Source organism: Calditrichia bacterium, assembly GCA_020634975.1.
Taxonomy (GTDB): Bacteria; Calditrichota; Calditrichia; order RBG-13-44-9; family J075; genus JACKAQ01.
The window spans coordinates 745,204-768,044 of the sequence record JACKAQ010000002.1; the positions used below are offsets into that span (position 1 = coordinate 745,204).

At 45.5% G+C, this 22,841-nt stretch carries 18 protein-coding genes and 2 pseudogenes; 5 read left to right on the forward strand and 15 right to left on the reverse strand.

Annotation, left to right across the window (positions count from 1 at the left end; genetic code table 11):
- Nucleotides 1–18: 18 nt before the first annotated feature.
- From H6629_17475 to H6629_17535, 13 genes and pseudogenes are all read right to left on the reverse strand, one after another.
- Nucleotides 19–1,515 carry a hypothetical protein gene (locus H6629_17475; protein MCB9069581.1) on the reverse strand — a complete coding sequence of 499 codons (1,497 nt, stop codon included), beginning with the start codon at nucleotides 1,513–1,515 and terminating at the stop codon, nucleotides 19–21.
- Nucleotides 1,512–3,137 (reverse strand): sodium/solute symporter, encoded by a 1,626-nt coding sequence (locus H6629_17480; protein MCB9069582.1) that lies wholly within the window; start codon nucleotides 3,135–3,137, stop codon nucleotides 1,512–1,514. The genes H6629_17475 and H6629_17480 overlap by 4 nt, the downstream gene beginning before the upstream one ends.
- A 248-nt stretch (nucleotides 3,138–3,385) precedes the next feature.
- Nucleotides 3,386–3,544 carry a hypothetical protein gene (locus H6629_17485; GenBank protein ID MCB9069583.1) on the reverse strand — a complete coding sequence of 53 codons (159 nt, stop codon included), beginning with the start codon at nucleotides 3,542–3,544 and terminating at the stop codon, nucleotides 3,386–3,388.
- Nucleotides 3,537–3,845: a tetratricopeptide repeat protein gene (locus H6629_17490; GenBank protein ID MCB9069584.1), complete on the reverse strand. Its 309-nt coding sequence runs from the start codon at nucleotides 3,843–3,845 to the stop codon at nucleotides 3,537–3,539. The genes H6629_17485 and H6629_17490 overlap by 8 nt, the downstream gene beginning before the upstream one ends.
- Nucleotides 3,846–3,861: 16 nt before the next feature.
- Nucleotides 3,862–5,283, reverse strand: coding sequence for an SGNH/GDSL hydrolase family protein (locus H6629_17495; GenBank protein MCB9069585.1), 1,422 nt, complete (start codon nucleotides 5,281–5,283; stop codon nucleotides 3,862–3,864).
- 16 nt (nucleotides 5,284–5,299) lie between these two features.
- Nucleotides 5,300–7,276, reverse strand: coding sequence for a cellulase family glycosylhydrolase (locus H6629_17500; GenBank protein ID MCB9069586.1), 1,977 nt, complete (start codon nucleotides 7,274–7,276; stop codon nucleotides 5,300–5,302).
- 373 nt (nucleotides 7,277–7,649) lie between these two features.
- Nucleotides 7,650–8,060, reverse strand: a pseudogene (locus tag H6629_17505) (carbohydrate-binding protein).
- Between the two features lie 342 nt (nucleotides 8,061–8,402).
- Nucleotides 8,403–9,148: pseudogene (locus H6629_17510) on the reverse strand (glycoside hydrolase family 16 protein).
- A 193-nt stretch (nucleotides 9,149–9,341) separates the two neighbouring features.
- On the reverse strand, nucleotides 9,342–10,787 hold the full coding sequence (locus H6629_17515; GenBank protein MCB9069587.1) for a sigma-54-dependent Fis family transcriptional regulator: 1,446 nt from the start codon (nucleotides 10,785–10,787) through the stop codon (nucleotides 9,342–9,344).
- A 61-nt stretch (nucleotides 10,788–10,848) separates the two neighbouring features.
- Nucleotides 10,849–12,150 carry a histidine kinase gene (locus H6629_17520; GenBank protein MCB9069588.1) on the reverse strand — a complete coding sequence of 434 codons (1,302 nt, stop codon included), beginning with the start codon at nucleotides 12,148–12,150 and terminating at the stop codon, nucleotides 10,849–10,851.
- A 194-nt stretch (nucleotides 12,151–12,344) separates the two neighbouring features.
- Nucleotides 12,345–12,719 (reverse strand): extracellular solute-binding protein, encoded by a 375-nt coding sequence (locus H6629_17525; protein ID MCB9069589.1) that lies wholly within the window; start codon nucleotides 12,717–12,719, stop codon nucleotides 12,345–12,347.
- A gap of 243 nt (nucleotides 12,720–12,962) precedes the next feature.
- Complete coding sequence (locus tag H6629_17530; protein ID MCB9069590.1) at nucleotides 12,963–13,235, reverse strand: hypothetical protein; 273 nt, start codon at nucleotides 13,233–13,235, stop codon at nucleotides 12,963–12,965.
- A gap of 47 nt (nucleotides 13,236–13,282) precedes the next feature.
- On the reverse strand, nucleotides 13,283–13,612 hold the full coding sequence (locus tag H6629_17535; GenBank protein ID MCB9069591.1) for a hypothetical protein: 330 nt from the start codon (nucleotides 13,610–13,612) through the stop codon (nucleotides 13,283–13,285).
- Between the two features lie 317 nt (nucleotides 13,613–13,929).
- On the opposite strand from H6629_17535, the gene paaZ reads away from it, so the two are divergent.
- The 3 genes from paaZ to H6629_17550 are packed head-to-tail and all read left to right on the forward strand — an operon-like array spanning nucleotide 13,930 to nucleotide 17,637.
- Nucleotides 13,930–15,993: a phenylacetic acid degradation bifunctional protein PaaZ gene (gene paaZ / locus H6629_17540; protein MCB9069592.1), complete on the forward strand. Its 2,064-nt coding sequence runs from the start codon at nucleotides 13,930–13,932 to the stop codon at nucleotides 15,991–15,993.
- 4 nt (nucleotides 15,994–15,997) lie between these two features.
- Nucleotides 15,998–16,960: a calcium/sodium antiporter gene (locus H6629_17545; GenBank protein MCB9069593.1), complete on the forward strand. Its 963-nt coding sequence runs from the start codon at nucleotides 15,998–16,000 to the stop codon at nucleotides 16,958–16,960.
- Between the two features lie 14 nt (nucleotides 16,961–16,974).
- Nucleotides 16,975–17,637: a fumarylacetoacetate hydrolase family protein gene (locus tag H6629_17550; protein ID MCB9069594.1), complete on the forward strand. Its 663-nt coding sequence runs from the start codon at nucleotides 16,975–16,977 to the stop codon at nucleotides 17,635–17,637.
- Between the two features lie 74 nt (nucleotides 17,638–17,711).
- Here the strand turns inward: H6629_17550 and H6629_17555 are convergent, their stop codons facing one another.
- Entirely contained in the window at nucleotides 17,712–18,608 is an 897-nt protein-coding gene (locus tag H6629_17555) for a hypothetical protein (protein ID MCB9069595.1), read from the reverse strand.
- 266 nt (nucleotides 18,609–18,874) lie between these two features.
- Between H6629_17555 and H6629_17560 the strand changes: the two genes are divergently transcribed.
- A complete protein-coding gene (locus H6629_17560) occupies nucleotides 18,875–19,561 on the forward strand; it encodes a thioredoxin family protein (GenBank protein ID MCB9069596.1) in 687 nt (228 codons plus the stop codon).
- Nucleotides 19,562–19,609: 48 nt separating this feature from the next.
- Here the strand turns inward: H6629_17560 and H6629_17565 are convergent, their stop codons facing one another.
- Nucleotides 19,610–20,548: an ROK family protein gene (locus H6629_17565; GenBank protein ID MCB9069597.1), complete on the reverse strand. Its 939-nt coding sequence runs from the start codon at nucleotides 20,546–20,548 to the stop codon at nucleotides 19,610–19,612.
- 173 nt (nucleotides 20,549–20,721) lie between these two features.
- Between H6629_17565 and H6629_17570 the strand changes: the two genes are divergently transcribed.
- Nucleotides 20,722–22,833, forward strand: coding sequence for a methylmalonyl-CoA mutase small subunit (locus H6629_17570; GenBank protein MCB9069598.1), 2,112 nt, complete (start codon nucleotides 20,722–20,724; stop codon nucleotides 22,831–22,833).
- Nucleotides 22,834–22,841: the final 8 nt, after the last annotated feature.

Genomic DNA, 22,841 nt, shown 5'->3' on the forward strand with positions numbered 1-22,841 from the left:
TTTAGGGTTAATGGAACTTTACTGAAATTTTTCCCGATAGCTAAAAGCTACGGGTCTGTGATCTATCAGCTTCTCAGGATGAGTGATATTTGAAATAAATTCCGTTGAATCCAACTCGACAGTGTAAACAGATCGCAAACTGTCCGCGAGCTGCATTTTTAGCAGTGAAAACTTTTTATCGAGCAAAAGATTGCGGATTTGTTCATCGGTCAAGTTGTTGTTAAACCGACGATTAAGCTCTTCAAAATTTTCGTGGTTTTTCATTGCTTCAACTTCTGCATCGCTGCATTGCAGATCATCGCGGTAAGATTTTAGCCAGGTTCGCGCCAAAATCGCATCAATCTGCCATTGCGATTCGTAAAGCACACGCTGGTTTTTGTCCAGATTTTGGGCATATGCACGATCAACCAGATATGCGTTGCGCACCACAACTGCTATGGCTTTTTTTAGCTGAGGCTTAAAATTAACCTGCGGACGCAACCCGGTGGGCATGTTGAATAGCGTTTCCAGAAATGTGTAAACCGTCATTGTCTGATCGCCAAAAGTCACCAAAGGTTTATCCCAATCTGCCTCAACATTGCTACGGGCAACTTTCAATTCGCTATCGTTAAGGTAAACCGGGAAGGGATCTTGTGTTTCTTTGTTTTCCACAATGGCTTCGAATTGCGCCGCCAGCGGAAAAAACGCATCCGGATTGATCTTGATATCTTCATCTTTCAGCAGTTCATAAATGTACTGATCCGAAATTTCCCGGGCTTTGCGATTAAAAATGATTTTGCGAAGCTTAGGTTTGATGGCGTTATAATCATTTTCCGCCATAAATTTATCCACTTTGCCACCGATTACCTTAACAACCATCCATCGCCCATCCACTGCAATTGGTCCACCGGTTTCATTGTAACCGAGGTTAAACACAACATTTTCAACAACTTCAGCCATGTCGCCAAAACCAAATTCCGGTGTGACGCCTTTTTCATCCTCAACCGGATTGAGCAGCGAAATTTTTTCAAAGGGCTGGTTTTCTAATTGTAGTAGATAGAACTCCGCCCGTTTTTTGTCCTCGCTAAAAATGTATTGAAATTCGACTTTCTTTTTGAAATACATATACGCCTGCCGGAATTGTTCTTCCGAAATCTCGACCTGATCTTCTACATTTTGGCGATACAACTCTTTGATCATTTCTTTTTCGCGGATGAATTTGATGTAATTGGCAATCGCAGGTATTTCATGTAATCCTGCGACTTCCGCAGCTTGCGCATATAATTTTTGGTCAATTAGAAAGGATACCTGATTCATATAAGCTTCGCGTTCGGTCAGTCCGCGATCCCATTTCGGTTCGAGATGATAGCTGCGAACAACCATATCCCAGTCAATTTCACGGTTCCCGGCAGTGGCAATTACCGGCTCGCTATTTTGCGAAGGGTTGCATCCGGTGAGTGTCCAAACACTCGAAATCAGGATTGCCATAATTAATATATTGTACAGCTTATGTTGCATATTTTCTTTCAGATTCATTGCAAAATCCCCCAAATGCCGATCAAAACAATGATCAATGTGCCCGTAACTGCCAAATCGAAAAACGATCCGGTATCCAGTGTTCCGGCCTGTTTTGGAGATCTTTTGATGATGCCCAGAATATTTGCCGGGCGAACCATATAGCGGCTCATCACGCCGGTATATGCCGAATGCTGCAAGAAACTGACGCACCAGCCTGTCGCTATCGTTATAAAAAACAGGAAGATAGCGTAATAAAGGAAATTCATTATCAACAGTTGTTCGATCAACGGGTGGAATGCAAAAGTTACAGCCCAGTTATTGATTTCGGAAATCAGCCGGGCAAAACCGAGCAACTCCCCGGTGAGCAACGCATAAAGCGCGCCGCGAACGGTGAGATTTTTTCCGAAAATTGCCATAATCACAATTGCGGCAATCGGCGGCGCCACGTAAGCCTGAAAACTTTGGAGATGAACATATACGCGGGAGTCGATCAGGCGCATCAGCGGCGCCCACAAAACCGCCAGAAAGACAATAAACATTGTCGCCAGCCGACCCACCAGCGCTAGTTTTTCGCTGTTGGCTTTTGGGTTGAAATGGCGATAAAAGTCCATCGTAAATAATGTAGAACTGCTGATAAAAGCGGCAGATAACGAGGACATTAGCGCAGCTAAAACCCCTGCTAACGCCAACCCTTTAATCCCCACCGGTAGTAAGGAACCGGCAAATAAATTGGGCAAGGCGTTGTCGCCATTAATTCCCGGGAACAGCGCAACGGCAACCATTCCGGGTAAAATCAAAATGAACATCGGGAGTAATTTGAGGAATCCGGTGAGCAGCGTACCACTGCGGGCAGCGCAAACATCTTTAGCGGCGAGAACGTGTTGCAAAATATATTGATCCGCACACCAATACCAAATCGCCAAAATCGGGGCGCCAAACACCATTCCTGCCCACGGAAAATCCGGATCGTCCAACGGCAAAAATATCGAGAAATACGATTCCGGCAGATGACTGGGCAAACGGCTGATGCCGCCGATGGCATCCAGGCTGTAAAATGTCACCAGCAATGCGCCGACAATCAACAAAATACCCTGAAAAATTGCGGTGTGCACAACCGCCCGCATCCCGCCGATGATCGTGTAAAGCCCTGTAATTGCAATCAAAACCATTCCGGAGCGATAAACATCCCACCCCAAAAATTCATGAAACAAAATTCCGGATGCATATAAACTGAGAAAAATTTTGGTGAACAAATAAATGACGATAGATAATCCACTGATGGTCATTTGAATTGCCGGGTTAAACCGATTCCCCAAAAACTCCGGCACGGTGAACACTTTTGATTTGATGAAAATCGGTGCCAACACCCAGCCGACCAGCAGCAAAAACGGAATGGCAAACAATTCAAAATTTGCAGCGGCCAATCCCCGGTTTGCGCCGGAACCGGCTAACCCGACAAAGTGCTCGCTGGAGATATTCGTTGCGAAAATAGAAACACCAATAGCGAACCACCCCAAACTGCGGCTCGCCAAAAAGAATTCCGTTGAATCGGTTTTGCGATTTTTGCGGGAAGCAAGCAAACCAACCAACAGTGTGATCACTAAATAAAGGATAATTACGATTGTATCAGTTTGGGTCATCCGGTACTCTTTAATTAATTCAACAAATTAACTAACATAAATGATGCCAGAGATAACACAATCACCTAAAGCACGTATTTACAATTACATACTGTGATTATTACATGCGATTAATGTTAGCGGATTATAATTTTAATAAAGGGAATTATTAATTTAATAACGGAAATCAGCGAGATAATATTAGCGGGATTGCGCAGCGGAAATCTGCTGCAACATACGGATTGCCGGAGAGAAATTGGGATTTTCTTTCAAAATATTACGGAGAACTTGTTGGGCTTCGCCAATTTTTCGACTATCCAGAAAAAACCGGCGAGATAATATTGGGCGTTGATTCGCTCTTTTGGCGAAAAATCGCGTGCGTAAGCGGCATTTTGCATGCTCATTACTGCACCCGGCAAATCATTCATCTGCCGTTTTACCATCGCCAACTGATAGTGCGCCATTCCATTGTTGGGCTGTATAACCGTCACTTTTTGGTAGAATTCGGCGGCTTTTTTCCCAGTTTTCAGCGGATTTGTATATCCGGGCGATGCCCGCCAACGGCTCGGGGTTTTCAGGGAAAATAACTGTCACTGTTTTCAGCTCATTTATCGCGGCAGAAATTTCACCTTTTTTTTCGTAAAATTCTGCCATTTCAAAATGGGTGCGCGCCCAATTTTTGTGATCGTTGATATAATTGTTGGCAATCTTCGCGGAAGTTTCGTTCAAATACGGTGTGTAATGTTCAAATCCGTCCGGTTGTTTTGGGAAAGGCGCAGCGGCGGGTCATTTTATGAATTTTCAGCAGCCCAATTTCCCAATCCAGACCGGTAACAAAATAGGGAAGGGGATGAGCCAAAATTGCCGAATCTGCCGCAAATTCGGGAAACTGCTCGCTGATTTTTTGAAAAAATGCTTTCGCCATCAAAAAATAGCCGTTTGGGTTAGGGTGCAAATGATCGCAAACCAGCTCCGCACCGATTATCCCGTCCGGTGAATGTTGATCAAAAATTTCGCCAACCTCAGCAATGGGGATGTTTGTGCGTTTACCGGTTTCCCGGATTATACGGTTGACATCCGAACTGGCCCGAAAACGAATCACATCCAAATCTTTCGCACTCCGAAACATTCCGGCTGCCAAAACGCTGTCGTCGAGTTGCAAATAAATTTTGCCGCCGAGATATTGGGATTTTGCGAATGTGCTATCCATTTTTATTGCATCGTTTATCTCGTTTTTTGCAGCAATTAAATCACCTTCGGTCATCCGTAATTCTGCTGTGGCTACAGCTGCATCAAATTTGGATGAGTGTGAATGATCGAAATCCACTTTATGAGCGCTGCCGAATGGTGGCAAATCTTTTTCATTTGAGATCAAATCGCCCAAAATGACCGGCACATTTTGGCTTTGGCATTGCGCTAAAATCAGGTTCAGGTTGTCGCTAAAATTGCTCAGCGTTTGGCGATATTTTTCTGAATTATACGGAATTGCCCGATCGCCGATCACCGCGCTCATCAAGCTTTCATCGTTTCCGGGATTTTTTGCTGCGGGCGCAAATTGCTGGATCAACGATTTGAGCATCCGGGTAATCCGAAATTTCTGTAATTTCAAATAAAAGCGAATCCAGCCGCCATTTTGCCCGATTGAAAACGCGGACGCGCTGCCGTAAACGCCATAAAATTCGTTGTGACCCATGTAAATCAAAATTAAATCCGGCTGTGCGGCGAGCACTTCGGGCAATAAATCCAGCACCGAAAAGCTGTTAATCGCTGATAATCCCAGATTGATAACTTCAATATTTTTATCAGGTTGCGATTCGGAAAGCATGAATGAAAGTTGTTTGGGAAAGGGCACCTGATAATCGAATGGAAATCCGGCAGTGCTGGAACCGCCCAAACAAAAAATCCGGAACGTGTCCGGTGATTTTTCTTTGGCAAATGATTCGGGATAAAGAGTAGGCAGCGCCGGACTTTCCGGTGGGAAATATCGCGTTGCCACATACGGATTGAGTTGAAGCACCGGACGCCCGTTTTTGATGGTTTCAACCATCAACGGCGGCTCCGGAAATGCGTTGAACAACCACAAAACAAACTCCAGCCCAATCAGCGCCAAAAACGGCAGCAGCATCAGTCCGATTTTAAAATAGGTTGTTTTGCGGTTGTTCGGCATTTTTATAAATTTTCGGCTATTTCAACAACATCATTTTTCGGGTTTGGGTAAATTCCGGCGTTTGCAGTTGATAAAAATAAACACCGCTTTGCAATTTGTCGGCATTCAACGAAACTGTGTATCTGCCAGCCGGTTGAACGGCGTTTTTCAATACTTCAACTTCCTGACCCAAAGCGTTGTAAACGGTCAACTTAACCGTCGTCGATTTCGGAATTTCGTAATGAATGTTTGTTGCCGGGTTGAACGGATTCGGGTAATTTTGTTCGAGATTGAATTTTTCAGGAACAGTGTTATTTTTTTCATCATCGATGCCGGCTGCAACCAGAAAAAAGGTCATGCTATTCAGGTTTAATCCGCTTCTGTTGACCAAAATCATCAGTTTGTTTGTGCCGGCGGTAAGTTCCAGATTATCAATGACCATCGTTTGCCAATTTTGCCAGCCATTTGTATTCGGAACTGCGATTGGCGTTGTCAACTGAACATTATTGGCAATGATGCTGATTAGCCCATTCGTACCGTTGTTGGCAACCCTGAAATGTGCCTGATAGATGCCGCTTGCAGCAACCTCAACCGTATAAATAAGCCGTTCGCCCGATTCCATCCAGCCGACGTTATAATCAAAACCGAGGTTATCTTGCGACAGTTCAATGTCTACGCCATCGTTCCGGTAGCCATATCCGTTATTCCAGATTGAGCCACTGATGTTGCGATATTCCGTATCAACGTAGCCAATGCCCTGGATGCCGAAATCGTAATCAACTGCATAAATTTGTCCGGGAATCGTGTGCGCTTTAAAGGGTTTCGAAACCGTTCCAAATTCGGGGTCCGTGAGTGCGGGAATAACGCCGGGGCGATACTCGCAATTTTCAATTTTCAAATTTTCAGCCAGTTGCATTAGCGTTGAAAGCGCAGCACTTTGTGAGGGTTTCGCACCGCTGCCGCTCCAATAATTCAACAACGCCTGATAACCGTCAGGGCGTTTGGCAGAAAAGGGGCTGGTAATCGTATCCAGTTTTTTGTGCGTCCACCAATTCCAGCCGATGTTGTTGCTTTCGAACAGCTTGATTGCCTCATAAAACCATGTATTGGAATTCTCTCCTGATTCGCCCATCCACAGCGGCACATTGTGTTGCGATCGAATGGAAGTATATGCAGATATCGAACCCTGATCGGTTTCGCTCCAATATTTGTGAAAGCTGTAGCCCATATTTGAATCCCACGGCGGGGTCAATTGGTCGAAATTTGTTGCGTACCAGTTACCCTCAACCAAAATAAGATGATTTTGGTCGTAAACACGGATCGAATCGGTAATTTCGATATATAAATTGCGCAAATCCAGATTGGTAAACCCGGTCGGTAAAACCGGTTCGTTGATCAGATCGTAGCCACCAATCCGCGGATCGTCAGCATAACGGCGGGCTATTTCCTGCCAAATTTTTACGGTAATTGGCTGGTAGGTAGATGCTTCGGTCCACAATCTTGCGGTGCCATCACTGTCGCTGATATTTGAATCGTTTTGGCCGCCAGGAGCGCAATGCATATCTAAAATAACAACCATATTGTTATCTGCACAGCGATCCAGCAGCGAATCCAACAGCACAAATCCGCTTTCCAAAAAAGTATCTGAATCAATGTCATAAAAGAGGTTGTAGTGGAATGGCATTCGGATGGAGTTAAATCCCCAATCGGCGATTTGCTCAATATCCTTCCGATTAACATAATTTTCGCGATAAGCCGCATAAAAAGTTGCGGCGTTTGCCTCGCCGATCACATCAACAATTTTGTTGTAAATATCCGTTGGTGAGCCGTATCCGGGCGTTTGCAGCATATAGCCTTCCGGCACCAGCCAACCGCCCAAACCATAGCCCCGTAACAAAATGGGTGTGCCATTGGCATCAACAATCTGTTGGCCACTTGCTTTCAAAAATGCAAATGCAGATGATCCGGAAACCGTAATCATCAAAAAGGTCAATAAAAGTAATGCTTTTTTCATGAGATAGCCTGATTTCAAAAACTGTTCGATTTTATATTTTGATTGAGTTATACCATCATTATTTGATCAACAACATTTTGCGAATCGCGCTGTGCTGTGTTGTGCTCAGCCGGAAAAAATAGGTACCGCTTTGCAGATGCTGGGCATCAAAATTGATTTCGTAATTACCGGGTTGCTGGCGATCGTTGATTAACGTTGCGACCTCTTTACCGACGATGTCGTAAACAACCAGCTTCACCGCATCATTTTCCGGCAGCGAATAGCGGATTGTTGTGGATGGGTTAAATGGATTCGGGTAGTTTTGCTCCAACGCAAATTCAGTCGGCAGCGGATTCACCGGGTCGGGCTCCGTACCAACCGAAACTGCAAATATCGTGAGTTTATTGATGTTGAAACTGCCGCTGATAAACCGAACCCGCATTACATGAATGCCCCGAGTGAGCTGCACATTTTCTGTAAAAACAGATTGCCAGGTTTGCCAACCACCAGTTGCATTTACCGTAATTGGACCGGCGACAACTTCGCCATCCATTTCGATAACAAACGAACCGCCGCCCGTTTCCGATGCTACCCGGGAAATAACGGAATGGCTGCCGGAATACTCCACATCGACAAGATATTCCACCCACTCACCGGATTCGATGAAACCGATATTGTAACCGGAACCGATATCCGATGCAACTTCGATATCTACACCTTCGCCAACGCGAAACGCATTTCCCTGATTGGCGACATCGTTATCATTATATGAAACGCCTGCGCCACCCATATCATAATTTTCCATTTCGATAATGCCGGGAATTGGCTCCGGCTGAATGCCATACGGCGATTTTCCGCAACCGCTGCCAACGGTAATCCCCACCGGATCGGTGGCGGTAACATAACCATCGTTATCCGTTGCGACAGCCTTCAACTCGTAACAACCGCTGTAAGCGTTATCGATGGAAAATTCGTATGGTGAGACATCATCTTGCCCGATTTTGGCTTCACCCTGAAACAGCTCCACTTTTTGAACCGTGCCATCCGTATCGTTCGATTCCACATCGATCTGGATGGTTTCACCGGGTTGAAAATTTGTGCCCGGCGCAGGATTGAGCATGTTAATGGTTGGCGCAGATGCCGAATTTTGATAAACCCGCACATAATCGATATACATTTTTACCGGAAAAATACTGTCATCCACACCTTGTGCGCCACCCCAGTCACCGCCAATTGCGATGTTTAAAATGAGGTGAAAACGCTGATCAAACGGCCAGGTTTGCCAACCCTGATTTTGATTGTTGAACGTAAAGTAATGATTATTATCAACATAAACGCGGATTTGCAACGGTGTCCATTCCAGCGCATACACATGAAAATTGGTATCGAAATCCGGCACGCCTGTAACAGCACCAACTTGTGTTCCGTTCGTGTGATTATATGCCTGGGTATGCACCGTTCCATGAATCGCTCCGGGTTCGTAACCAACGTGCTCCATTATATCAATTTCGCCGCTGTTTGGCCAGCCGCCGTAAACCCAATCTGTCGGCAACATCCAGATTGCCGGCCAGGTTCCGGTGCCTGCGGGCAATTTTGCCCGAACTTCAACCCGTCCGTATTTCCAGTCACCCTGATTGAGCGTCCGTAATCGCGCTGAAGTATATTGTCTTCCGGAGTAATTTTCTTTAAAGCCTGAATAACCAAATTTCCGTTTTCGACATACGAATTGGTATCGCGCGCGGTGTAAAATTGCAGCTCATTGTTGCCACCGCCGTTGCCGTTCACTTCGTGTTCCCATTTTGATAGGTTTATTTGGTTGCCGATAAATTCATCCTGCCAAACCAATTGCCAACTTTGGGCATTCGCAACAGTGGAAACGGCTAAAAGGATCATTGCGATGGAAATCAGCTGTAACATTTTACTCATTATTTCACCTGTGTTTTTGTTTTTGAAGAATTGAACAAGAATCATACCAAATACAGTTTACGGAAAAAATTCACTTTGGCGGGGGATGTGGGGGATTTTCGGATTAAAGAACCGGCAATCGGTTATAATATTAATAAGAAAATTATCATTTTGATAACAGCTATTTCAGTCCGAGCTCTTTGCACATGCGATGATAATTGGGCGGCGCCAATCCCAACAGCCGCGCGGCATCCGCATCCGATTGGGTCCGTTCGCGCACGAGTTGAAAATATTCTTTGCGAAATGCTTTTTCGACATCGCGGAGCGGCAATACTTTATCCGGCATCGCAAACGAATTGAGCGGGGTTTCCGGCGCAAGCGATAATCCCAATGCGTTTTTGGCATTCATTTCGGTAACGGGATTAGCATTAGAAAAAATGATGCGCTGCACCACATTTTGCAACTCGCGAACATTTCCCGGCCAGCCGTAATTGGTCAAAATTTTCATCGCGGCTTCGCTGATTGCCGGAACGGCGCGACCCATTTCCTGACAATTTTTCATCAAAAAATGTTTGATCAGCAACGGGATATCGACTTTTCGGTTTTGGAGCGGTTGCAGCATCAGCGAAATCACGTTCAACCGATAATACAAATCTTCCCGGAAACGCTTTTCGCGAACTTCCTGTTCCAGATTTTTATTCGTAGCGGCAATAATCCGCACATTCACTTTTACGCGCTCGGTCCGACCGATTTTATCCAGCTCACCTTCCTGTATAACGCGTAATAGTTTCACTTGTGCAGGCAATGGCAATTCGGCAATCTCATCCAGAAAAATAGTGCCGTTGTTTCCGATCTCAAATAAACCCGGTTTTTCCTGCTGTGCGCCGGTAAATGCGCCGCGTTCAAACCCGAACAATTCGCTTTCGATGAGATCGTGCGGCAAACTGCCGCAGTTGATCGCCACAAATTTTTCGTAACGCCGCTCGCTGTGATAGTGAATGTTTGCCGCGACCAGTTCTTTTCCAGTGCCGGATGCCCCGCGAATCATCACCGTTGCATCGGAATTGGCGCATTGCAAAATTTGACCGCGCAGCCAGTTTATAGCCTCGGATTCTCCGATAATGCGTTTGTCAAATAAAATGGATTCGATATTCTGGTTCAATTTGTGGCGGGAACGCTGTTCGGATTTCACCATTCGGCGACGCTCGTAAGCATTAAAGATACTTAAGATAAAATCGGTTGGCTGATAAATATAGCTTTCGATATCGCCGGGATATTTGGTGCAGTACCACATCGCACCGGCTTCGATAAGCCGGTTGGCAAATTCAAAATCGGTGATGTGCACGGTCATTTTCGTCACAACGATAATCTGAATCGACGGGTCAATTTCCTTTATTCGGCGAATCAGATTTTCGCCACTCAGGTTTCCGGCAATCTGAAAATCCATAATTACCACATCGTAGCGATGCTGACGTTTTTGGAGCAACTCCAATGCAGAATGCCCGTCTGATGTCACATCCCGGATAATAATTTGTTTCTGAAACGGCTCCAGCGTGTTCTGCACCCGGCGCACGTCAAATTCTTCATCTTCGATCAGCAATATATTTACAATGCCGTTGGTAAACATGAAAACTCCACTTTCAAATGCTTTATTTACAACAAGTTATGCAACCAAAACATCGATCCGGTCAACGGGGCATCGGAATGGTGAGGGTAAATTTGCAACCGCCTTCCGGTAAATTTTCCGCATCGAGATCCCAGCCGCAACGCTTTTTGGAAATTTCATAGGCAAGATAACACCCATATCCGGAATTCTCACTGCCTTTCGTCGAAATGTTCTCCAAAAACAATTTTTTGACCCCTTTTTCAGAAATTTCCAGCAATTGCGGACTGAATCCGCGTCCGTTATCTGCAATGATAATTTCGCAACAATTTTTTTCCGGCAGTTGCCGGGAAATGATGCTGACAACCAGATTCTCTTTTCCGCCGTGCTCGATGCAGTTTTGCAGCAACGGCTCCAGAATTTCCCAAATAACAAATTCGTTGATCTGCACCGGCGGGAAATCCGGATCGAGCTTCAGGTTAAAGCGATAATTGACATGCTGCGATGTCCGCAAAAAAATGTTGAGTACAATAAATTCGATCACTTCGTTCAAATATGTGCGAAAAATCGGTCCGCGCGTTGCCTGAATGGGCGGATCATACCATTTCATATCGTAAATCACCCGCGAAATAAAATTGGCGTATCGGGTCACCCGTTGTTTTACTGATTCAATATTTTCTGCGGAAAGTTTCCGCAAATCTTCTTTGATAAAGCCCATCACTTTTTCGGCTTTGTGGTGGGTGTGGTAAATTCGTTTGGTGAACAATTCTTCTTTTTGACGCTCCACTTTTTCCCTCAAATGGGTTTCGCGTTCTTCAAAAAGCTGTTGTTGCGCCTCGTCCCGTTCCCGAACGGTGTATGAGGAAATATAAAACATGGCCAGTAATCCGAGGATGATCAGCAATGCAAAAATGATTGCTGTTTCGTCGTAACTGGCTATAATTTCGCGAGTTATGAACGAAAAATCCGGCTGATTTTTCACATAAACCGCGCCGACATATTCCCCCTTCGGAACAAACGGCACGAACACGTGAAAAATTTTGCTGTTTTCGGTGATGCTGTGAATCATTTCGTCGCGCTGCATAATTTCCTGCAGCTGGTTTTGGTAAATATCAATTGCCGATTGATATTGCGAAATATCTGCGTTTTCGTTGATTTTATGGCTGTAAAAAAAATTGAACAGCTCAACACCTGAATCTATGGCAATAATTCGATCCTGATATTTAACCAGAATGCAAACTTCCTGAACATGCTGCTCCAGCTTTTGCTGACTGAGAATGACGTTAAATGCCTGAATAATATCATTTGTGTCGATCGTTTGGCGTCCGCTCGAAATCGATGTGGTTTCCAGCAATAATTCCAGTGATGTTGCGGTGAGGTTAGCCATCCGCTCTGCCGAGTCGCGCTGATACCAGTTTTGGGTGTTCAACAATAAACTTTGGAGCGATGATTTTGGATAAAAGACACCGCAACCAGAAACGCACCCAGCACCGTAAACAGATCAGCAAATGTTTCAGTTCAAAATGATACGATCTAAATTTATCAAAAACAGTACTTAATGGTCGTTCCATTGAACTCAGTTTATCCGCATGGTTTGAGAATTAATATCGCGCGTGGCCAACCGCAATGCTTCCTCAACGCTAATTTCATTTTTGATTGCGCGTTGAATATAATAGGACAGCACGTCAGAAATTTTTGTGTAGTTGACCAAAAACGGGCGATGAATGCCATTTTTAACAATTGATGATAGTATTTCAGATCCTGATGCTCACTGAAATACACAGAATCCTGATAGACAGATTTGCTGATGGGAATGTATCCGCCCTGTTCAAACAGCAACCGCTGGCTTTCTTCGCGAAGCACAAACTTAATAAATTCAACAGCTTCGCGTTTTTTGTTGAGAAGCGGGAAACCATCAGATTCCAGCCACCGAAAACCGAAGCCGGTTTTTGCCATCGAGGTGGGGAGGGCGCAGGGTTCCAGAAACTGCAGTTTTTCGGAATAGGGAATCCCGGTAATGGCGAATCAATCCCGCCACCCGCGAAAAATGGGATGTCGTTGTCCAACGCATAAAAATAGGTTTGAACCTCGTCGAAGCGGGTAATTTCTTTGGGTGCCAGGTGATATTTATGCACCAAATCAACCAGCATTTGCAACGATTTTCGGGCTTCGGGTGTATCCAATTGTATCGAATCACGGTTAAAATTTCAGGATTTTGAGACAGCAACGGCTCCATAAAACTGCAAACCAACCCTCAAAATTTTTCGCAGAAAACGCATAAAACGGGCGCATTTGTGGCATTTTATTACTGAGCTCAATAAATTCTGACCAGGTTAGCGACTGGCGCAACTTATGTGCCAGTGAATCGCCGCCGGGGAATTTTTTCAGCAAATCGGTTCGGAAATACATTAACCCGACATCGATATAGAATGGCGCTGCGATCAAATCTTCTTTGTAATAACAGGATTCCAATGCCACTTCCAAAGATTTGTTTCTTTCATAAATGGTGAAATAGGGGTTTAGCGGTTCTGCCCAGCGTGCAAAACGCGCCCCCAAATCAGGTCGATGGCAAACACATCAATCCGGTCGCTCTTGCTGCGCAACGATTTGGCTAACAACTGCTTTCGTTCGTTTGTGCTGAATTTTTCGAATGGGAGATCCACCGGAACAACTTCGATTCGCCCCGAATATTCTGCGTTAAACCGGTTGATCAGCTCGCTGTGTGCCTGCGAAATGTTATCCACAAAATAAATTTGAGTGGCTGTGTTGTTTCCGCCAAAACGCCTTGACCGCGTTGTTGCGCGAGAATAATCACTATCACCAGCAAAATAATAGAGCCGACAACCCACGAACTTCGCTCGTTTAATATACTTCGCTTCTTTTCTTCCATTTAAACCGTTGTTTTATTTACTTTTCATACTAATAAAATGCCGTAAAACCGGTCATCATTTCATTCCATTCACCGTGTTCCAAAAACATTATACTTCCTTTTGGCAATTGCTTTTGTTAAAACAGAATCCGACAATCAAGATACGCAACCGGATTACGGGAATCAACGGATTATCACAAAGCCTATTGTGATCGTAAAATATGCTTTCCCTTTTAATTTTAACATGGTTAACGTAAATTCTTGACTGTGTTTTCCCAATGTTCAACAGGAGGTTCCATGAAAATAAAAAGCTATGTGGCAGGTCAATGGGTTCTGGGCAGCGGCGATTTTCGCGATTTTCACCATGCGGTAACCGGTGAAAAAATTGCCGAAGTGAGCAGCAGCGGCATCGATTTCAAAACGGTTCACGAATTTGGGCGGAAAACCGGCGGCGCGATGCTTCGAAAAATGAGTTTTCACGAACGCGGCCGAATGTTGAAAGCGTTGGCGATGCACCTGCACGAAAAACGAAAACAATTTTACCCGATTTCGTACATGAGCGGCGCCACCAAAAAAGATACCTGGGTGGATATCGACGGCGGTATTGGCACGCTGTTCGTTTTCGCCAGCAAAGGTCGACGCGAATTGCCCGACGAGCCCTTTTTTGTCGACGGCAATATGGAGATGTTGTCCAAAAACGGCACTTTTGTGGGACGCCATATTTGCGTGCCGTTGGAGGGCACGGCGATTCACATCAACGCATTCAATTTTCCCTGTTGGGGAATGCTGGAAAAACTGGCGCCAACCCTGCTCGCCGGAATGCCGGCAATAATCAAACCGGCCTCCCAAACTTGTTACATCACCGAAGCTGTTGTAAAAGAAATTATCGATTCCAAAATATTGCCGGAAGGCGCGCTTCAGCTCGTTTGTGGCGGTGTCGGGGATTTGCTGGATCATGTGGATTGCCAGGATGTGGTAACGCTTACCGGCTCTGCAACAACCGGTTTGAAACTGCGCACGCTGCCATCGATAGTGCAAAACTCTGTGCGGTTTAATATGGAAGCAGATTCGTTGAATTGCTGTATTTTAGGCAGTGACGCCACACCCGGAACAGCGGAATTTGACCTGTTTATCAATGAAATTGTCAACGAAATGACCACCAAAACCGGGCAGCGCTGCACCGCCATACGCCGGACAATTGTCCCACGCAATTGCACCGCAGCAGTGCTCGACGCGCTTCGTCAACGGCTGGATGAAATGAAAATCGGTGATCCCGCAATTGAAGGCGTAAAGGTTGGCCCGCTGGTCAGCCGCTCGCAGGTGGATGAGGTTCGCAAAGTTTTGGCGCAGCTCAAAAATGATGCTGAAATCGCTTACGGCGGTGATGAGTCCTTCGAAATTGTTGGCGGTGACTCCCAAAAAGGTGCGTTTTTCCCCAACACGGTGCTGTATTGCGATCAGCCGTTGCGCAACACTGCGCCGCACAATCTGGAAGCTTTTGGCCCGGTAACCACCGTTATGCCATACGATTCCATTGATGAAGCTGTTGAACTGGCAAAAATGGGAAAAGGCAGCCTGGTGGGATCAGTTTTTACCGGAAGTGACGCCATTGCGCGAGAAGTGGTTTTGGGTACTGCTGCGTATCACGGACGGGTTCACATTGTCAATCAGTTTTGCGCGAAAGAGCAAACCGGTCACGGCTCGCCATTACCGCACATGGTTCACGGCGGACCGGGACGCGCCGGCGGCGGGGAAGAGCTCGGCGGCATTCGCAGCGTGATGCATTATATGCAACGAACCGCCATTCAGGGACATCCGACAACGTTAACGCACATCACCCGTGAATGGATGGCCGGCGCTGCCCAACCGGAAGATCGCATTCACCCATTCCGCAAATATTTCGAAGAAATTGAGGTTGGCGACACGCTGACCACCCATCGCCGGACAATTGCAGAAGCGGATATCGTTAATTTTGCCGGCATCAGCGGCGATTATTTTTATGCCCACACCGACGCCATCGCGGCAGAGAAACACCACATCTTCAAAAAACGGGTGGCACACGGATATTTTGTGGTTTCTGCGGCTGCGGGGCTGTTTGTTTATCCGGGCGAGGGTCCGGTGCTGGCCAATTACGGGTTGGAAAATTTGCGATTTATCGAACCGGTTTACATTGGTGATACGATTCATTTAACATTAACCTGCAAACGAAAAACCGCCAAAGAACAGCGCGAAGATGAGCCGCTAAATGGCGTGGTTGAATGGCATGTGGATGTGTATAATCAGGAATCGGTGGTGGTGGCAACTTATGATATTTTAACGCTGGTGGCGATGAAAAACCAACCCAAAACAGGTGACAAATAACACTATGAGTGATGCATTTTTCTGGATTTTAATCTTCATTTTGAGTTTGGCAGTTTTAATTAAAGCATCGGATTATTTTACGCAATCGGCAGAGCAAATTGGGCTAAATCTTGGTATTCCACAATATGTGATTGGTGTAACCATCGTTTCTATCGGCACATCGCTGCCGGAGCTTATATCCTCCGTGTTGGCTGTCACCAAAGGTGTTCCGGAAGTTGTTGCCGGAAATGTGGTTGGTTCAAATATCGCCAATATTTTTCTGATACTGGCTTGCGGCGCCATTTTTAGCAAACAACGGCTGCGGGTCGAAAAAAGTTTGCTGCCGGTTGATTTGCCGCTGTTAATCGGCTCTGCATTGTTTTTAGGTATCACCGTTTACGACGATCACGAATTTACTTTTGGTGAAGCGGTGCTCTTTTTAATCGCGAATGTTGTGTTTATCGCCTACAATGTTTTCGAAAACCGCCAACGCGGAAATCGAAAAGTGGATGAATTGAATCAGCGCAAAACCTTCAACGGTGAGATCGGTAAACAATTGTTAATACTGGTTATAAGCGGTGTGTTTATCTATTTTGGCGCAAAATATACGATCGATTCGATTATCAAAATTTCAGAAATTCTGCAAATTGCAACCGGCGTGATTGCCGTAACCGCCGTGGCTTTGGGCACCTCGCTGCCGGAGCTTGCCGTCACCTACAGCGCCGCACGAAAAGGCAATGGTGGGATCGTGATTGGTAATGTGCTCGGGTCGAATGTTTTCAATACTTTTATGGTAATGGGTATTCCCGGATTAATGGCGACACTGCCATTTCCCGATTCGTTGATCAACCCCGGGTTGATTATTATGATTGTTGCAACCGCACTATTTTTGGTAGTCACAGTTGACCGGGAAATCAGTCGTTGGGAAGGCATGTTTTTTGTGCTGATTTATATTTATTTTATCGGAAAATCATTTGGATTGATGTAACAAGAAGGAGCAAAATGGCAAACGTTTACATTCCAGAAACCGGCGAGACGATCGCCGTTCATTCCATTTTTTGTATTGGCCGAAATTACGCTGAACACGCCAAAGAGTTGAATAATCCGGTGCCGTCCGAACCGATTATTTTTACGAAGCCACCCAGTTCAGTCATTCACAGCGGTGAAAAAATTGTGTTACCGCCGCAAAGTAAAGCCGTTCATCACGAGGTTGAAACGGTGGTGTTGATCGGGAAAACCGGCAAAAATATCCCGGAATCTGATGCGATGAATTTCATCAAAGCCTACGGTATCGGCATCGATGTGACCGCGCGCGATGTTCAGAGCCGTGCCAAAGAAAAAGGGCATCCCTGGGCAGTCGCAAAAGGATTCGACACATTCGCACCGCTGAGCGATTTTGTTCCCGCCAGCAATATTGCGGATGCTGCAGATATCAGCCTGCACCTTTCCGTAAACGATGAGCGTCGCCAAACCGGCAACAGCAAGGATATGCTTTTCCCGATTCCCAGGTTAATTGCATATTTGTCCAACATTTTTACGCTCAATCCCGGCGATCTGATTTTTACCGGAACACCGGAAGGTGTTGGCTTGCTCAACGAAGGCGATGAATTGGTTGCAGTGTTGGGTGATAATCTGGCAACGTTGAGAGTATCTGTCGTTCGCTGAATCGAATAAAAAAGCCGCCGATACCTTCCCGGCAACGACGGCTTTTTGACGAACGAGCTACGTGGATTTTATTTTCAAGCTGCAACTGTAACCAATCGCATATTGGTTTGGCGATTGGATGATATTTTTTCCATTGCCGGTTTAGCGGCTGTTTTCCGCATTTTTTCTTCCAGCAATTTTGCGGTTTGACGTAACACGCTAAACAATTGTTCCTGCTCAACTTCGATATCGCATTGTTGCAAAATTTCACTCAAAATTTTTTGGGCGCTTTTCGTCGTGATTGGGCTATTTGCTGTTTTGCCACTGGCTTTGCAGAAGAGAAACGCGGAAGATTGGTTGCGGTTTTCCAGATAAAAATTGAGAAAATGCAGCGTTTCCGTTGCCAAATAGATTCGCCGGACGGCTTTTCCCTTGCCAACAATATTTACAAAAATACCGGATTCATCTTCACCAAAATCGCCGCAAGGCAAAGTTTTGCCAGCCTTTGCACTCACCCGTATCGCCAATGCTTCGGTTAAAGAAATATCTGTCGTGAGCAGCAAAAACATCAACGCGGTATCCCGACGTTCACGGTTCGAGCCAACATTGAATACCAGAAATTTCCGTAGACTACTCGTTTCTTTATCTGTCAGTCCACCCGGTGTAATATTAAAATTTGACGGAAGTTGAATATTTTCATTGATTTGTGGCGCCACGGCATATCCGCTGGCTTCAAGATATTTCAAAAAATATTTCAACGTCAGCAGATAGTCTGTGTTTTTTGATTCGCACCGTTCGATACCTGTTGGCGTAATTCGCCATAAGTTCATTTTTTCGGCTCGCTTAACGGCGTTCACGTCAATGTCATTTAAACGCTCAACCTGCAGGTTTTTGTAAACCACTGGCAATTGATCGATGCAGTTTCCAATAATTGAAGCGGCAAATCTGCTGCTTTCCAAATATTCCCGAAACGGTGCGATCAATTCATGCATTGGCAAACTCCTTTTATGTTAAAAATGGTAAATATCAAAACGGTATTTTTGCGAACCTTTTCTATAAATTGTGGTAAAAGCTGATGAATATTGTTATTATTGAACTTATGTTTTTTTCGGCGAAACGAGTCATTTTGACAAAAACAGTGAACTATCGTTCACTTATATATTAAGCTAAAAATCGATTTTAGTCAAGAAAAAAATGCAAAAAATATATACTTGTGTGCACTACTTTTAAATTCAATATTTGAACAGGGTTATCGGTTATGATTCGAAAAATTTGGACAATCGTGTTGGCTGTATTACTCGTGAACAGCGCAACAATGTGGGGTGGGGAAGTCGCTTTGGATGGCGCAGAAGTGGGGAAATGGACGATGGATTATCAGGCGGCAGTGAACCTCGCAAAAGAGAAAAAATTGCCGCTGCTGCTCAATTTCACCGGATCAGATTGGTGCAGTTGGTGCATTTTGATGGAGCGAAATGTTTTTTCGAAAACGCAATGGCAAAATTATGCCAAAGAAAATGTCGTGATGGTCACGCTCGATTTTCCCAAAAACACATCAAAGGTGCCCCAAAAATACGCACAACGCAATTACGACTTACAGGCAAAATTTGGTGTTCAGGGCTATCCGACGTTCATTATTTTGGATGAGGATGGCGAAACAGTGATCGGGCAGCTTGGTGCCGCCAGAAATCCGTCTCCGGAATGGTTTATCGATCAGCTCGAAGGCATAACAATGTTCCGGGAAAGTGCGTTGGAACGAAAAGCGAAATCGCTCTCCGGTGAAAAGGTTAAAGCATTTAACGAGGTTGTAAGTGCATATAATTCAACGATTTCCGATTTTGACAATTGGCTAAATACCGGACCGACCAAAACTGAAGAGAACATCCAGATTTACCAGGCTTTTCTCAATAAAATTGAAGCGCTAAAATCCAAAATTGCAACATTTTAAACAATGGGCGAACCGGAGTTCGCCCAAAGAGTTAAGCTTCAAACACAATTATAATCCCATTTGGGACATGCCAAAAGCCGCAGCACCCAACATGCCGGCTTTATTTCCCAACTGAGCGCGCACGATTTCCAAATTGCGCGTGCCCGGTTTGATGGCAATCAGCTGCACGTTTCGGGAAATTTTTTCGACAAACCAATCACCCGCTTCGCTGACACCGCCGCCAACAATAATCATCTCCGGATTGAAAATATTAACCAGATTGGAAATTCCCACCGCAACCAGTTTGATTTCATCGTTTATCACCTGCACTGCGTCCTGCTCGTTGTTACCGTATGCAGAAAAAATATCCAATGTGCTGTCCACCTGTTTAGCAGGATTCAACATATTGTAATTATTGATCATAGCTGTGGCAGATGCGTATTTTTCCCAACAGCCGTAACCACCGCATCGGCAAGGGATGCCATTGTAACAAATGCTCATATGCCCGATTTCTGAACCGGCATAATTGCTGCCGCGAAACAGCTCACCGTTTAAAATAATACCGCCGCCGATGCCTGTGCCTAACGTTAGACAAACGATATCTTTTTTACCAACACCGGCGCCAAATTTGGCTTCGCCAAAAGCCATCAGGTTGGCATCGTTATCCACCCAAACCGGAATATTCAGCCGCTTTTCGAGCTCCGCCTTGATTGGCACATCATCCCAAAACTTAAAATTTGGTGAGTTACCGGTTAAATGCCCGCGTTCGACATCAACGGTGCCGGGCGTTCCCATTCCCATGCATTTAATGTTGAAATTGTTTTTTTCGGCGAAATCCATCGCCTCTAACGCAGCGGATGCGAGATCATCCAATATCACGCTATCCGTCTGATCGGCACGGGTAAATCGTTTGAATTCGCGCAAAATTTTTCCGTCTCCGGAACAAATACCATATTTAATTGAGGTTCCGCCTAAATCTACGCCTAGCGCATATGTTTTATTGCTCATAAATTAACCTGTTGTTGTGTTGTTAAAAAATATTTCATCCGATACAAATATTCAGGGATACTATTAATATACTAAATTCATATCAAAAAGCTATTGCAGAAGAATGTCTTAATTGGTTAACTTTTCGGGACTTAATCATAGTGAAATAGCAGCGCATCAAAAAGGGGGCTAATGTGCGCAACAAAAATGACCAACCGTTGGAAAATTTATTCGACCGGCTTTCCCGCCAATTTGTGAATGCGACTGACGCTGAATGGCGTTCGGCTGCCGAGAAATTGCTGAAAGGTAAATCGTTCGAAAAAACGTTGATCTCCCGGACCATTGAGAACATTTCACTATCACCTATTTACGGTGCAAGTGATGTGCCGGAAACATTCCCAAACGCAAATCCGGGTGAATTTCCATTCCAGCGTGGTGCAACGGCCGGTGGATTTTTTAATCGCAATTGGCAAATTGCCCAGGAAATCCGGGCGAATTCCCCCCGAACATTTAATTCGATGCTGAAAAACGATCTCAGTCGCGGACAAAATGTCATCCATTTGCCGCTGGATTTCGCTACCCGTTCCGCGATGGATCCGGATAAAGTTGCATCCGCAGAAAACGCCGTTCCGGTCAGCCGATTGGACGATTTTTCAGCCGCAATTGATGGCGTTGATTGCAGCAAAATACCGTTTCACATTTACTGCGGCGTATCCAATATCTTTATTTCTGCAATTATTGCAGCAGAATTTGAAAAACACCATCGCAATATTGCAGAACTTACAGGAAATATTGCCGCAGACCCGATCGGCGAACTGGCAACCACCGGACAACTACCAACCAGCCTGAATAATTTATACAACGAAATTGCATCGGCTGGGAAATTTTTTGCCGAACACCGGGCAAATGTTCGCAGTTGGATGATTTGCGCGGACAAATACCACAATGCCGGCGCGGATACCGTTCAGGAAATCGCCGTTGCGCTGGCAACCGGAGCAGAATATCTGCGAGCGATGCTCGAACGCGGCTTTTCTGCCGACGCAGCGATCCGGCAAATTACTTTCCAGATTGCCATCGGCGGACAATTTTTTATGGAAGTAGCCAAATTGCGAACGCTGCGGATGCTGTGGGGCAACATCGCCCGCGCATTCGGCGTTTCTGAAACCGCGATGGAAATGAACATTCACGCGGTTACCAGCCAATGGAACAAAACCCGATACGACGCGCATGTGAACATGCTCCGCGCAACCACTGAAGCGATGGCAGCAATTTTTGGTGGCTGCAACAGCCTGCAAGTTGCGCCATATGATGAGTTGCTGCGCGAGCCGGATGATTTTTCCCGGCGAATAGCCCGGAATATCCAACTCATTTTGCGCGACGAAAGCCATCTCGATGCCGTAATCGATCCGGCCGGCGGCGCGTGGTATATCGAAAAATTGAGCGATGAACTTGCCACCGCAGCCTGGCAAAAATTTCGCCAAATTGAGAAATCAGGTGGGATAATCGAAGTTTTAGAAACCAGCAGTTTACAACAGGAAATCGAAAAAACCGCCACTGAACGCGCCAATCGATTGGCAACCGGAAAAGACCGTTTGGTCGGCACAACCCGTTATGCCAACGCCAAAGAGACCGTGGAATTTTTCGAAGCGGACACAAACAGATCAATTATTGAGCACAGAAAAGCTACACTCGATAAAAACCATAATGTGGGAATGCAGGTTCAAATTGACCAATCGCGACCGATTGAATCGCTGATGAGAGCTGCCCAAAACGGTGCAACGATCGGGCAAATGCGCGAAGCTATCCGGGAATCGGATGATGCGTTTCCGCGTGCCAAACCGTTGCAAATACATCGCGCAGCAGAAGCTTTTGAATTCCTGCGATTGGCAGTTGAGCGTTATTCTGGAAAACAGGAATATCCGCCGAAAGTATTGCTGCTAAATTTCGGTGAGCTTTCCGAATACAAACCGAGAGCCGATTTTGCGCGGGGATTTCTGGAAGTTGCAGGATTACAAGTTACTGATTCTGCTGCGGTTACATCCGTTGAAAATTCAATTGGCGAGATCGCAGAATCACAGCCGAAAATAGTGGTTTTCTGCGCAAGCGACGAACGATATCCCGATTTTGTGGCAGAACTGACGACATCGCTGAAGGCGCAACATCCCGCAACCGTGGTTGCGCTGGCAGGTTATCCGCAGGAGCACATCGAAAGTTTCAGTGCTGCGGGCGTTGACGAATTTATCCACATCCGCAGCAATATTGTGGCAACGCTTAGTTCGTTACTGGAAAAATCGGGCATTATTTGATACAGTTT